Below are 13,109 nucleotides of genomic sequence, written 5' to 3' on the forward strand. Positions count from 1 at the left end.
GGGGCTCGGGGCGCCCCCCCCCCCGCCGGGCGCCCCCCACCGCCCCGGCCCCCCCGGGCCGGGGCGGGGCGGGGCCGGGGGCGCCCGCCACGTCCGTCCACAGTAGACATAACCAGGCCAAACGTCGAGCCGGTGGCGGCCTCCCTCGGGTCTGCGTAGATCACCAGCGCGTGCCTGGTGCCAGGCTGGTCGCCAGAGTGGCTTTCAGGACGTCGATACCGACCGGGGTCCGGTGGGTGTCCAGGCCCGTGATGCGCCAGGGGCGGTCGAGCAGGGCCGCGAGGGCGATGCGGACCTCCATGCGGGCGAGGTGGGCGCCCATGCAGAAGTGGATGCCGTGGCCGAAGGACAAGTGGGGGTTGGGCGTCCGGCCGGGGTCGAAGGTATGAGGGTCGGTGAAGATCCCGGGGTCACGGTTGGCCGCCGTGATCATCGCGACGACTCGTTGGCCCGGCTGGAGTTCCTGTCCGCCGAGGATGGTGGGCCGGGTGACGAACCGGTCCGTTCCTCCCGTGGGCGGCAGGTAGCGCAGCACCTCCTCGACGGCCAGCCGCAGGTCGGCCGGTTTCGGTCGGGAGGCAAGGCAAAGGATCGCGTTCACGAGTAGGGTCTTGGTGGTCTCGTGGCCGTTGATCAGGAGCAACGCGCAGAAGTCGATCAGCTCGTCTTCGGTGAGGTCCGACGCCATCAGGGTCGCGATGACGCCGGCCGGGCGCTCGAATTCTTCGCGGAAGTAAGCGGTCATTTCCGTCAGCGCCTGGTGGAAGGCGGCCTGGCGGGTCTCGTCCGCGGTGAACGTGCCGAAGAACGACGTGATGGCCTCGGTCCACCGGACGAAATCCGGCCATCGCGACGGCCGCACGCCGAGCAGGCCCGCGATCGTGTGCACCGACAAGGGGTGGGCCACCTCGCCGATCAGGTCGAAGACCGGCCCCGCCGTGGCGAGCAGCGCGCGGACATTCGCCGTGATCGACGGTTCCAGCGCTGCCACGGCCCGGGGTGTGAACACCTGGCTGACGATCCGGCGCAGCACGTGATGCCGGGGCGGATCCGTCGCCTGCAGGCTGCGCAGCAAAGGGTTCGCGTGGTGCGGGATCGGCTGGGCGCTGTAGCGCAGTTCGTCGGAAGAGAACACCGCGTGGTCGGTGAGCACTCTGTCCACATCGGAGTACCGGGTGGCCACCCAGCCGCCGAACGACTCGGCGAACCGTACCGGGCCCACCTCCTGCGTGTGGAAAGCGAAGATCTCTTCGAGGGACATTCCCCCAGGGTGCTACCCGCCCGCGGCCGCCGCTTGGAAGAAACGGACACAGGACGACCCGACCGCTCGCCGGAACTCCGCGATCATGTGCGGCTGGTCGTAGAACCCGCTGCGGACGGCGATGTCCGCCCAGTCCGGCACCGGGGACGACCGCGCCAGCGCCATCGCGTGGTGCAGTCGCGCCACCCGCGCGTACGCCTTGGGGCTCAGCCCGACCGCCACCAAGAACCGCCTCCGCAACTGCCGCTCGGACAACCCGGCCGCGGCCGCGTACCGGGAGACCGGCGCCCCGGGGGCCGCGCGCATCGCCTGGATCACCTGACCGATCATCCGGTCGGCCGGACGGGCCGGGGCCCGCAACGCCCGTAACCCGTCGTCGAGCCCCGAACCGGGGAACGGCATCCCCGTCAAGGGCACCTCGTCCGCGGCGATTCCCAGCACCGAGGCACACGTCCCCGGCCGCAGCCGCACCCCCGTCAACGGCTCGGTCAGGCTCCCGGTCCTGGCCTCGGTCTCCGGCCCGGTCAACCACAACGACCCGTCCGCGAACACCAGCAGGTCCACGGAAGGTTGCGGCAACGCGGGCGGCAGGTGCCCGCTGCGCCGCCACACCCGGCTGACGCGGTCAGCCAGGTCGGCGGGCGGAGCGAAGTCGCTGGTCACGCCTCTGATTGAAGCCCGAAACGGCCGGCTTCCGCCATCGAATAAGCCGAATCCTCGGACAGGAGGTGGACTCTATCAACTGATGGAAACAGTTGATAGAGTCCACTGCCATGGTCACCCGAGCCGCTCCCGCCTCTGGCACTCGCGCGGCCACCACCGCGCAGCGGCTCATCGTCGCCGCGGAACGCCTGTTCGCCGAGCACGGCATCGGAGCCGTGTCCCTGCGCACCGTGATGCAGGCGGCCGGGACGAACGTCGCGGCGATCCACTACCACTTCGGTTCCCAGGAGGGGCTGCTCGACGCGGTGCTGCGCAGCCGCCTCGACCAGGTGCTCGGCGAGCGGAAGGCGGTGCTGACGGAACTGCCCGAGGGCGGGATCACCGCGGGCGACCTGGCCCGTGCGTTCGTACAGCCGGTGGTCGCGGTACTCGCCTCCGGCGGCGAGCACTGGATCCGCCTGGTCGGCAGGCTGCTGGCCTCCGGCGGGGACGAACTGGGCGTCATCTCCGAATCGTTCTTCGAGCGCAACGCCACCTTCGTCGAACTGCTGGAGCGCGTCAGCCCCGGCGTCCCCCGCAGAACGCTCAACTTTCGCCTGACCCAGGCCATGAACGTGACGCTGAACGTCCTCGGCGACACCGAGCGCACCCGCCGTCTGCAGGGTCCCGGAGCCGCCACCTGGACCACCGACGAGATCGTCGCGGACCTCGTCGGCATCGTGGCATCCGTGCTCGCCGGCCCGCCCGCCCAGTAAGCCTGCCCGATCCCGCTCACCACCAGGAGTTCACGAATGGGACGTTTCACTCTGCCCGAGCAGGCCCCGAAGGGCCTGGACTCGCCCGTGACGGCCGCGGCCATGAAGTACCTGGCCAAGGTCCAGGTGAAGATCTTCAAGCTGACCAACGGCCGCGTCGGCAGCACCTGGCGGATCGCGGCCGGATTCCGCAAACCGGTCCCGACACTGCTGCTGGACCACCGTGGCCGCAGGTCCGGCCGCCTGTTCACCACTCCCCTGCTCTATCTGCGCTCCGGCGAGAACATCGTCATCGTCGCTTCCCAGGGCGGCCTGCCGCGGCACCCGCAGTGGCATTTCAACCTGCTCGCGCACCCCGAGACCCATATCCACCTCAAGGGCCGTCGCGACATTCCCGTCACGGCGCGCATCGCCTCGGCCGGCGAACGCCGCGACCTCTGGCCGCGTCTGGTCGAGCTGTACGCCGACTTCGCCAAATACCAGGCGTGGACCGAGCGCGAGATCCCGGTCGTCGTGCTCACCCCGCGCTGACACCCGCTGGCCGAGCCCGGCACCGGCGGAGGCTTCCTCCCCGAGTTGGTGCGGGGAGGAAGCCTCCGCGGGCTACGCCACGGCCGTGTAGTGGGACGCGTCGCCTTCCAGGGACGTGCTGGGCTCTCCGTCGGTGCCCACCGGGATGTCCCCGGCGACCGTGACGCGGTTCAGCCGCCGCGGCAGGTTGTCGTAGTTGTCGATGGCGTAGTGCTGGGTGATGCGGTTGTCGAACAGCACCAGCTGGTTCGGCTCCCACGACAGCCGCACGATGTTCTCCGGCCGCGTCACGTAGGACTGCAGCAGCCGCAGCAGATCGCGGGACTCGCCGGTCGAGAGCCCGACGATCCGCTGCGCGAACCCGCCGATGAACAGCCCGCGCTCACCGGTCACCGGGTGCACGCGGACCACCGGGTGCACGGTCCGGTACTTCCTCGAGACGAATTGCGCCCTCCGCTCCTTCTCCTTGTCGTTCACGGTCTCCGGCGGCTTGACGTAGTCGTAGTCGTTGGTGTGCACCGCGCGGAGCGTGTCCGCGAGCGCGCGCAACGGCTCCGGCAGATCGCGGTACGCCCCGGCGGAGTTCGCGATCAGCGTCTCGCCCCCGTAGGGCGGGACGACGATGCTGCGCAGGGTGCTGGCCTTCGGCGGATTCAGCACGAACGTGACGTCGGTGTGCCAGTTGTTGGCGCGGCCCTCCTCACTGTCGACCGGCAGCACGGTGGGCGCGCCGTCCACGGAGGGGACGGTCGGGTGCGCCTTCGTGAGCTCGCCGAAGTTGCGGGCGAAGCGCTGCTGGCCTTCGTCGTCGAGTTCGACGTTCCGGAACACCAGCGCCTTGTGCGCGTGCAGCGCGTCGGTCAGGAACGTCACTTGGGCGGCGTCGAGATCCCCTGCCGGGTCGACGCCGATGATCTCGGCGCCGATCCTCCCGGTCAGCTTGCGGACGTCGGTGCTGAGAGTGGTCATGCGGCGTGCTCCTTGACTCGATTCCGGTTGACAGGTCGGGCGAGGCCGTAATGCTCGCGAAGAGTGGTTCCGGTGTATTCGGTGCGGAAGAGCCCGCGCCGCCGCAGTTCCGGGACGACGAGGTCGACGAACTCGTCGAGCCCGCCGGGCAGGATGGGCGGCATGACGTTGAAACCGTCCGCGGCCCCGCCGGTGAACCAGTGCTCCAGTTCGTCGGCGATCCGCGCCGGAGTTCCGGCGAAGACCCGGTGCCCGCGGCCACCGGCGAGCCGTTCGAGCAGTTGCCGGATCGTCAGGTTCTCCCGCCGGGCCAAGCCGACGACGAGGTCGAAGCGGCTCTGCGCGCCTTCGGTGAACGACCCGACGTCCGGCAGCGGGCCGTCCAGCGGATACCTCGTGACGTCGTGGTCGAGCAGCTGGGAAAGCTGCCGGAGCCCGTACTCCGGCGCGATCAGCGCGTTCAGCTCGGCCTCACGCGCCCGCGCTTCCGCCTCGGTCCGGCCGATGATCGGCGAGATCCCCGGCAGGATCTTGATCTCGTCCGAGGCACGGCCGTACTTCGCCAGCCTGCCCTTGACGTCGTCGTAGAACGCTTTGCCCTCGGCGAACGTCTGTTGCGCGGTGAACACCGCTTCGGCGTGGCGTGCCGCGTACTCCTTGCCGGTTTCCGACGAACCGGCCTGCACCAGCAGCGGATAGCCCTGGACCGGCCGTTCGATGTTCAGCGGCCCGCGCACCCGGAAGTACTCGCCGTCATGCTCGATCGGCCTGATCCGGCCGGTGTCGGCGCAGATTCCGCTCGCCTTGTCGATCACCGCGGCGTCGTCGTCCCAGCTGTCCCAAAGCTTCTTGGCGACGTCGACGAACTCGGTCGCACGCTCGTAACGCAGCTCGTGGCCCGGTCTGCTGCCGAGGTTGAAGTTGCGGGCCTCGTCCTCCCCTGCCGAGGTGACGATGTTCCAGCCCGCGCGGCCGCCGGAAAGGTGATCGAGCGAGGCGAACTTCCGTGCCAGGTGATACGGCTCGTTGTAGGTGGTGGACGCGGTCGCGATCAGTCCGATGTGGTCGGTCGTCGCGGCGAGTGCCGACAGCAGCGTCAACGGCTCGAAGTGGCTGTGCGCGTTGTGTTTGACGTTGCCCCACAACGCGACGCCGTCGGCGAGGAAGAGCGAATCCAGCTTGCCACGCTCGGCGGTGCGGGCGATGTCGGCGTAGTGCCGCAATGTCCGTGCCCGGCGCGGGTCCGCCGATGGGTGCCGCCAGGCGGCTTCGTGGTGCCCGTTCGGCATCACGAACGCGTTGAGGTGCAACTGCCCGCTCACGGTTTCTCCTTCACGCGCCAGGTCGAGACCCGCCGCTCCAGCACGACGAAGCCCTGGTTGACGACCAGTCCGAGCACCGAGACCGCGATGATCCCGGCGTACATCTGGGGAATCCGGAAATTCACCTGGGTGGTGTTGATCAGATAGCCGAGCCCGGCCTTCGCGCCGACCATCTCGGCGGCGATCAGCACCAGGACCGAGTACGACGCCGCCATCCGCAGCCCGGTGAACACCGTCGGCACCGCCGAGGGCAGGATCACCTTCCGGAACAGCCGCGGGCTGGACAGCCCGAGCGAGCGCGCCGCCTTGACCAGCAACGGGTCCACCGAGTTCACCCCGGCGATCGTGTTGAGCAGCACCGGCCACACGCAGGCGTAGACGACCAGGCTCACCTTCGACAGCTCGCCGATGCCCAGCAGCAGGGTGAACACCGGCAGCAGCGCCAGCGCGGCGGTGTTGCGCGCCAGCTCCAGCAGCGGCTGGAGGAACCGCGCGACCGGCCGGTACCAGCCGATCAGCAGGCCGAGCGGGACGGCGATGGCCACCGCGACGGCGAACCCGGCCGCCGAGCGGCCGATGCTGGCCAGGAGGTGGTCGGCGAGCTGCCCGTCGAGCGCGAGTCCCCACAGTGCCCGCAGATCCTCGGAAACCGGGGGCAGGAACGTCCGGGTGTCCTCGTCGAGGACGAACCGGGGGACGAACTCCCACAGCGCGACGAACAACGCCACCGCCGCCCATCCGTGCGGTGCCCGCCGAAGAAAGTTCTTGCGCTGCTTCGGTTTCGCCGTCGGCGCTTGTACACTATGGACCCTTGAAGCGTCCAAGGTCGTGGTCATCGCACGGCACTCCGTTCCGTCTCGGCGGCCTTTTCGACCTCTTCGTGCAGCAGTTCCCAGAGCAGGTGCCGGTGCCTGCCGAACGCGGGATCCGAGCGCAGATCGCCGGCGCGGTCGCCGAGCTCGATGTCGACGACCGCCTTGAGCCGCCCAGGGCGGGAGGTCAGCACGGCCACCTGCTGGCCCAGGTACACCGCTTCGTCGATGCCGTGCGTGATGAACACGACCGTCTTGCCGGTCCGGCGCCAGATCCGGAGCAGTTCGTCCTGCAGTTGCTCGCGGGTCTGCGCGTCGAGCGCGGCGAACGGCTCGTCCATCAGCAGCACGGCCGGGTCGTAGGCGAGGCTGCGCGCGATGGCGACACGTTGTTTCATGCCGCCGGACAGTTCGTGGGGATACCGGTCCTCGAATCCGGAAAGGCCCACCAGGTCGAGGTATTCCCGCGCCCGCTCCGTCCGCTCCCGCTTGCCGAGCGGCCCGCCTTCGAGACCGAACTCGACGTTGGCCCGTGCGGTGCGCCACGGGAAGAGCGCGTACTGCTGGAAGACCACGCCGCGGTCGAGGCCGGGACCCGTCACCGGTGCGCCGTCGATGAGCACTTCGCCCGACGTCGGGGTGCCGAGACCACCGAGCAGGTCGAGTAGCGTCGACTTCCCCGAGCCACTGGGCCCGACCAGTGCGAGGAAGGTTCCCTCGGCGATGTCGAGGGTGACGTCGTCCAGCGCGGTCAGCGCGCCGAAGGTCTTGGTCACCGCGCGAATGCTGATCTTGGCGCTCGTGGTCACGCCGGTCATCGCGGGGCCGCCGGGGTCGCGCCGTCGCGGTACGGGTTGAACTCGTTGGTGTAGATCTTCGCCGGATCGAGGGTGTCGCCCTTGATGAAGCCCTGCTGGCGCAGCCACGGCGTCCAAAGCGTGTAATCCTTGTCGGTGATCAAGCCGCCATGGGTGATGGCGACGCTCTTCCAGTACTTCAGCGTGCTGGTGTCCTCGTTGCGGCCCCGTGCCTGGATGATCTTGGTGAACCGCGCGACGACCTCCTCCCGCGGTGTGGCGCGCTCCCATTCGATCGCGCGGGCGATCGCGGAGACGAAGGTCTTCGTGGTCTCCGGGTTCTTCTTGATGAAGTCCTTGCGCAGTACGTACGATCCGCCGTTGTACGGGCCGAACGCCTCGACGTCGTTGAACAGCGAGCGGACACCGCCGGTGGCGACCGCGTGGTCCTGCAGGATGCCTTGCAGCGCGGCGACGTCGAGCTGGCCGTTGCGCAGCGCTTGCTCGGCGTTGACCGGTGGGATGACGACCAGCTGTACCTGCTTGATCTCGGCGTCGGACAGGCCCTGCTGCTTGAGCCAGGTGTCCAGCACGGCCTCGAGGTTCGCGCCGACGGTGTTGACACCGACCTTCTTGCCGATCAGGTCGCGGGCGGTCCGGATCGGGCTGTCCTGCTTGGTGTAGAAGCCGAGAAAGGTCTTGTCGTCCGAGCCGTAGTAGTTGACCACGGCCTTGACCGGGGCGCCGGCGTCGATCAGCTTGGCGATGGCACCGGAGAACGCGCCGCCGAAGTCGGTCTGATCGGTGGCGGCGGACTGGATGTCCTGCGGCCCGCTGATCGTGTTGCCCACCCACTTCAGCTTGATCTTGCCGAAGTACCCGAGATCCTCGGCGAGTTCGGCGAGGTTGACCGCGTTCGCGCCGCCCTGGTACCGCAGTTCGAGGAGCTCGGGCTGGCCGGGTGTGCCGGTGGCCGTCGCCGATGTGCACCCGGACAGCGCCGCCCCGGTGAGGAGCGCGGCGACGGCGAGCGTCAAGCCGGTCGTTTTCGGCGATCGGGATTTTCGGAGTGTCTTGTGCACGGCGGTGTTCTTTCGGTCAGGGTATAGGGCGTCCGGCGCGGAGATCGCGTTCGCCGGTGGGGATAGGATCGATTCTTCGACGCCGCAGTGCCCAGGGTCAACTTTGCGAGTTTCTGAAATAACCCCGGCGGTTCACGAAACGCTCGACAACCGCGTCAGCAGTGGACCCAGCGGGTCGTCGAAGAGAACGTCCAGCACCACCGCGCCGCCCGCGGTAGCCAGCTCGTTTCCCGGAAAGCTCGTCGCCACAACAGTTTCCTCGACGTTCACGCAAGCCCGGGAACGGATCCGGGCCTCTTCCCGGATGACGGGAAGGCAGTCCGGCAGCTGCGCTACACTCTGGTCGACGAGGACGAGAACCTCCGGATTGAGCACGTCGATCAGCAATGCCGCGGCCTGCCCGATGAGCCGGGCGCGGTCGAGGAACATCTCCAGCGCGGTCTTGTCACCGTTTTTGGCGAGCGAAAGCAAAAGGGGAAACGAATCGTGCGGGATCACCCCGAGTTCGGCGCCCCGCCGCGCCACTGTCCGTTCCGAAACAGCCGCTTCCAGACAGCCGGTGCGTCCGCACCGGCACGGTTCGGTACTGCCGTCGACCGGTAGATGCGCCACCGCGCCCGCCGCCGAACGGGGGCCGTGGTGCACGGTGTCCCCGGTGGCGAACGCGGCGTCGACCACGTTGCCGGTGAACAGCTGGACCACGCTTTCCCTGGCGCGCCGGTGGCCGAGCAGACGTTCCGCGCGCACGAGCGCGCGAGCGTGTCCGTCCACATCGACCACGAGGCCGGTGTAGGCCGCCAGCAGCGCACGCACGGGCACGTCCCGCCAGCCCAGCATCGCGTGCTCGACGACCGTGCCCGACTCGTGATCGACCCAGCCACCGGTGGCCACGCCGAGGCCGAGCGGCGAGCGGTCCGGCGCATACCCCAGCAGCAGGTCGTCGACGATCTCCGCGATCCGCGCGAGCAGTTCCTCCGCGCCGAGCCCGTCGTGCGGTTCTTCGTGCTGGACAAGGACTTTGCCGCGCAGGTCGAGCAGGGCGACCGTGGCGTGGTGCACGGCGAGGTGCACTCCGCAGACCACATGCCGCCCGGTGTCGAGGTCGACCGGGACGTGCGGGCGGCCGAGCCCCCTCGGGCCGAGGTCCTCCGGCAGCTCACGCAGCAGGCCGAGCCGGGTCAGCTCGGCGGTGTGCCCGGTGACCGCGGCGGCGGACAAGCCGGTACGCCGGGCGATGGTGCTCCGGGCGATCGGGCCGTGGTCGAGCACCGCGCGCAGGACCGCGCTCGTGCTGACGGCGCGCCGGGCTCCGCGCGCGTCTATCCTTTGTGGATCACCGGCCCCCACCCGCTGGGAGGTCATGGGCCGATCGTGACAGACCCCGCCCGCGATGCCCAGCCCGGCGCCGGACGGCCCACCATGTGGGCTTTCCCGAGGTCGAGGACCGGGCGTCCACCCTTCGGACGGCCGTGACCTCGCCGCCCACGCGATCCATGCTGAGAAGGAGCGATCCCGGCCCGGCGCGGGGTGAGCACCGGTCAGAAGCCGATGGCTTCCCGGACGAGCACCACGGTGCCCCGTTCGGGCAAGGCTTCGCGCTCGAGGATGAGAATCTTGCCGATGAAGGAGGTCTGCCCAGCCAAGTCGTTCAGCCTGCGCCACTCTTTCGGCAGACTGTAGGTCCGCACGCGCCGCAGCGCGGTCTCGAGGTCCGGTACGACCTTCTGCGCACCGACGACCCAGATCGCACGGCGCGCACCGGAGGCGTAGGGCGCGAGCTGGCTGCCGCTGGCGGACCCGGCGACGAGGTATCCGTCCTCGGTCACCGCGTGCAGACTGCCGACCACCACGTCGGGCAGGGCGCCCAGGCGGATCTGCTCGTCGACGTCGCGGGGCTTGTCACCGGCCTGGCGCCGGACGGACCGGAACTCGCACGATTCGTCGATGTCCGCGGTGATGCCCGAAAGCCGCAGTGTCTCGCTGGAGGCGGTGAACACGTCCTCGTTCCGGGGCACCAGGTCCCGGACGAACCGGCGTGCCGCCGCGGCGGTGTCCACGATGTGAACCAGGTAACCGTTGTGCCGCAACGCTTTTGCGGCCCGCTCGAGCTGTGTGCCGCTGACGGGCTCGGCGAAACCGGGGTCGATGGGAGGAGCCTGCTGGGTCATGTGCTTCCTTTCCGCGAGTGGTGCACAGTGGTGCTGAAACGAATTCTGGGAGAACCTGATACGGAGCGGAAGACGGCAGTTTTTTCTGCCTCAGTCACCTGGAGGGAACCATGACCGCCGTCCCACGCGACTCCATCGAGCCCGCCGACGTCCTCGAACGTCGTGACGACAGCATTTGCCGTGTGCGTGAGGTGCTCGACCGGGTCGGTGACAAGTGGTCGATCACGGTCGTGGCGGAGCTGGGGCGGTCACCGCTGCGGTTCACCGAGCTCAAACGCCGGATTCCCGGGATCAGCCAGCGTATGCTCACCGCCACGGTGCGGACGCTGGAACGCGACGGGCTGATCAGCCGGACCGTGCACCCGGTGGTCCCGCCCCGGGTCGACTACGCGCTGACGCCGCTGGGGCGTACCCTGCTCGACACCGCATGGGCACTGATGAACTGGGCGGTGGAGCACACCGGCGACATCGACAGGGCCCGCCGCGAGTACGACGTCCGATACGGTTCGTAGCCGGGCAGGCGTCACCGGATCACTCCGGTGGGCGTCGGTCCTCAAAGGACGGAGGCAGGCTCCGCGGCATCCTACCGTGGAGCGGATCACGTGCAGCCGCATCTGTGTGGTCCTGGCCGGAATCGAGATAGTTCACCAGGTGGTGGGTCAGGTCGCGGGCGTCGGCCCCGGCCCCGTCGATCAGGCTCGACCGGCGGCGCCGGAGGAACGGCGTCCCGAGAAGATAGAGGCCCGGCCAGGCGGTGACCCCACCGTCATGGCTGATCCGTCCCTTCCGGTCCAGCACCGGGACGTCCAGCCAGGACAGGTCGGGGCGGAATCCGGTGGCCCAGACGACGCTGCGGATCTCACCACGGTTCAGATCGAGCGCCAGCGGCGGCGAGGCGGGAAGCTTCGTCGCGTCGAAGCGCTCCGCCGGGCCGCAGTCGGCGAACCCGCTCTCGGTCGCCCAGGCCTCGAAAGTCTCGAGCAACCGCCCCAGCTTCAGATCGGCCAGCGCGCAGACGTTCGGCAGGGAACCCGAGAACTGCGCCTGCCCGTCCCGCACACCGGCGAACCGGCCGACCAGCCGTACACCGAGGCGAGTCAGCGCATTGAGGTCCAGCGTGAGCCGTCGCGGGGAGCCGACGAGTTGCATCGAGGGCAGGTTCCTGGCCCGCGGCAGATCGGGTACCTCGTCGTAGCGCTCGTCGAGCACACCGGAGGCGTCCATCCACCACAGGATGTCCCGGCCCCGGTAGGTCCGGGGCATGCGCACGTGCTCCCCCACCGCCAGGGTGACCGGCCGGCCGGAACGGTGTATTTCGCGCGCGATCTGGATTCCGCTCGACGACGCGCCCACGACGAGCACCCCGCCTTCCGGCAGGTCCGCGGGAGCCCGGTAGTCCAGAGCCGTCGTCGTCACGAGTCCCGGCGGAAGCGCCTCGGCGAGCGCGGGCACCCTCGGGAGAGCGCAGGCGCCGGAAGCCACCACAACCGTGCGCGCCGCCCACTCGCCCTGATCGGTGCGCACCAGGAATCCGCGGGCGCTCGGCCGCACGGACGTCACAGGGCTGTTCGTCCGGACCGGTGCGCCGATCGTTTCGGCGTACTCGTCGATCAAGCGGACGAGCTCGGGGGCTGTCCGGTAGCCGTCGGGATCGTGACCGGGGTACGCGCGGCCCGGCAGCCGGGTCATCCAATTCGGCGTGAGGAGGCGGAACGAGTCCCACCGCTGCGTCCGCCAGGAGTGCGCCACCTCGCCGCGTTCGAGGATCACGTGGTCGATCGAACGCTCGGCGAGGCAGCGGCTCATGGCCAGCCCGCTATGACCCGCGCCGACAACGAGCGTGGTCACCTTCGGCACGGCCGCACTCCCGGAAAAGGGGCCCGGCTCAGGCCACTTCCACCGAGACGTTGGTGGGGTTGGTGAGCACGTCGAAGACCGCCGACCGCTTCTGGGACTGCGCGATCAGGGCCTTGACGTCCTCGGGGCTCGCGTCGGCGTCGATGTCGTAGGTGACCCGCACGTCGCTGAAGCCGTTGCGCACGTCCGGATCGGCACCGAGGATGCCGTGCAGGTCGAAGTCCGCCTCGATGGTGGCCCGCACCGAGCGCAGCTGGATCCGCCGCTGCTGGGCGACCGCGGCCACTCCGGCGGTGAGACAGCTGCCGAGGGCCACGAGCACGAACTCCACCGGGGTCACACCGTTGTCCTCGGCGGCGAACACCTCGGGATGATCGGCGTCGAACTCGAAGGACCTCTTGTGCTGCTGCTCGCCTCCCAAACCGTAGAACGTCTCCACGCTCGACCGGCTGTGGGTGCCCTTGATCCAGGAATTCCGCGCCCGCCAAGTGAACTTCGCGATTTCCGGAGTCTCGGCCAGTGCCTGGCGAGCGCCGAGCAGCGCCTCGACATCGACGCCGTTGTCAACCGGCAGATCGGTCGCGGTCATGAGATCGTCCTTCCCGAGAGGCCGTGGGTAACTGTTCAGTCTGGCCGTACCGCGCCCAGGGGCACGATCCTTCTCAGGAAGTGGACACCTGATCACCGATGCGCCGAGCCACGTGCCGGGCGATCAGGTGGTCTCGCTCAGTTGCGCGGTTTTCCGGTGTGTCCACGCGGTGGCTGCGACTCCGTGGGCGAGGACGCTGCCCAGCACAGTGAGGGCGGTGACGATGAGGGCGATGTCGGCGTCGTCGCCGTCGAGGGAGTTGAAGGCGAGCAGCCCGAAGACGATGGAGGCGACGCCGCGAGG

At 69.3% G+C, this 13,109-nt stretch carries 14 protein-coding genes and 1 pseudogene; 3 read left to right on the plus strand and 12 right to left on the minus strand.

Annotated features, from left to right (window positions below; genetic code table 11):
* Positions 1–160: 160 nt before the first annotated feature.
* Complete coding sequence (locus tag ACFWX1_RS41905; protein ID WP_378395455.1) at positions 161–1,261, minus strand: cytochrome P450; 1,101 nt, start codon at positions 1,259–1,261, stop codon at positions 161–163.
* 12 nt (positions 1,262–1,273) lie between these two features.
* Positions 1,274–1,924 carry a helix-turn-helix domain-containing protein gene (locus tag ACFWX1_RS41910; RefSeq protein WP_378395456.1) on the minus strand — a complete coding sequence of 217 codons (651 nt, stop codon included), beginning with the start codon at positions 1,922–1,924 and terminating at the stop codon, positions 1,274–1,276.
* A 110-nt stretch (positions 1,925–2,034) separates the two neighbouring features.
* Between ACFWX1_RS41910 and ACFWX1_RS41915 the strand changes: the two genes are divergently transcribed.
* Entirely contained in the window at positions 2,035–2,679 is a 645-nt protein-coding gene (locus tag ACFWX1_RS41915; protein WP_378395457.1) for a TetR/AcrR family transcriptional regulator, read from the plus strand.
* A 36-nt stretch (positions 2,680–2,715) separates the two neighbouring features.
* Complete coding sequence (locus ACFWX1_RS41920) at positions 2,716–3,210, plus strand: nitroreductase family deazaflavin-dependent oxidoreductase (protein ID WP_378395458.1); 495 nt, start codon at positions 2,716–2,718, stop codon at positions 3,208–3,210.
* A 72-nt stretch (positions 3,211–3,282) separates the two neighbouring features.
* Here the strand turns inward: ACFWX1_RS41920 and ACFWX1_RS41925 are convergent, their stop codons facing one another.
* The 7 genes from ACFWX1_RS41925 to ACFWX1_RS41955 all read right to left on the minus strand — a co-directional run bounded on the left by ACFWX1_RS41925 (position 3,283) and on the right by ACFWX1_RS41955 (position 10,360).
* The gene (locus ACFWX1_RS41925) at positions 3,283–4,179 is read right to left on the minus strand and encodes a TauD/TfdA dioxygenase family protein (RefSeq protein ID WP_378395459.1); all 897 of its coding nucleotides are present in this window, start codon (positions 4,177–4,179) and stop codon (positions 3,283–3,285) included.
* Positions 4,176–5,501, minus strand: a complete 1,326-nt coding sequence (locus ACFWX1_RS41930) for an LLM class flavin-dependent oxidoreductase (protein ID WP_378395460.1) — start codon at positions 5,499–5,501, stop codon at positions 4,176–4,178. Before ACFWX1_RS41930 ends, ACFWX1_RS41925 begins: the two co-directional genes overlap by 4 nt.
* Complete coding sequence (locus ACFWX1_RS41935) at positions 5,498–6,337, minus strand: ABC transporter permease (RefSeq protein ID WP_378395461.1); 840 nt, start codon at positions 6,335–6,337, stop codon at positions 5,498–5,500. The genes ACFWX1_RS41930 and ACFWX1_RS41935 overlap by 4 nt, the downstream gene beginning before the upstream one ends.
* Complete coding sequence (locus ACFWX1_RS41940) at positions 6,334–7,131, minus strand: ABC transporter ATP-binding protein (protein ID WP_378395462.1); 798 nt, start codon at positions 7,129–7,131, stop codon at positions 6,334–6,336. The genes ACFWX1_RS41935 and ACFWX1_RS41940 overlap by 4 nt, the downstream gene beginning before the upstream one ends.
* A complete protein-coding gene (locus ACFWX1_RS41945) occupies positions 7,128–8,147 on the minus strand; it encodes an ABC transporter substrate-binding protein (RefSeq protein ID WP_378395463.1) in 1,020 nt (339 codons plus the stop codon). Before ACFWX1_RS41945 ends, ACFWX1_RS41940 begins: the two co-directional genes overlap by 4 nt.
* 177 nt (positions 8,148–8,324) lie before the next feature.
* The gene (locus ACFWX1_RS41950; RefSeq protein WP_378395464.1) at positions 8,325–9,554 is read right to left on the minus strand and encodes an ROK family transcriptional regulator; all 1,230 of its coding nucleotides are present in this window, start codon (positions 9,552–9,554) and stop codon (positions 8,325–8,327) included.
* Between the two features lie 176 nt (positions 9,555–9,730).
* On the minus strand, positions 9,731–10,360 hold the full coding sequence (locus tag ACFWX1_RS41955; RefSeq protein ID WP_378395465.1) for an LUD domain-containing protein: 630 nt from the start codon (positions 10,358–10,360) through the stop codon (positions 9,731–9,733).
* A 110-nt stretch (positions 10,361–10,470) separates the two neighbouring features.
* Here ACFWX1_RS41955 and ACFWX1_RS41960 point away from each other — a divergent pair, with 110 nt between their 5' ends.
* Complete coding sequence (locus ACFWX1_RS41960) at positions 10,471–10,872, plus strand: winged helix-turn-helix transcriptional regulator (RefSeq protein WP_378395466.1); 402 nt, start codon at positions 10,471–10,473, stop codon at positions 10,870–10,872.
* 19 nt (positions 10,873–10,891) lie between these two features.
* On the opposite strand, the gene ACFWX1_RS41965 is transcribed toward ACFWX1_RS41960, so the two are convergent.
* The 3 genes and pseudogenes from ACFWX1_RS41965 to ACFWX1_RS41975 form a co-directional block, all read right to left on the minus strand.
* Positions 10,892–12,217, minus strand: a complete 1,326-nt coding sequence (locus ACFWX1_RS41965) for an NAD(P)-binding domain-containing protein (protein ID WP_378395467.1) — start codon at positions 12,215–12,217, stop codon at positions 10,892–10,894.
* 28 nt (positions 12,218–12,245) lie between these two features.
* Positions 12,246–12,806 (minus strand): OsmC family protein, encoded by a 561-nt coding sequence (locus ACFWX1_RS41970; RefSeq protein WP_378395468.1) that lies wholly within the window; start codon positions 12,804–12,806, stop codon positions 12,246–12,248.
* Positions 12,807–12,929: 123 nt separating this feature from the next.
* Positions 12,930–13,109: pseudogene (locus ACFWX1_RS41975) on the minus strand (hypothetical protein); the annotation flags it as partial.

It is taken from the genome of Amycolatopsis sp. NPDC059021, assembly GCF_042739895.1.
In the GTDB taxonomy this organism is placed as follows: Bacteria; Actinomycetota; Actinomycetes; order Mycobacteriales; family Pseudonocardiaceae; genus Amycolatopsis.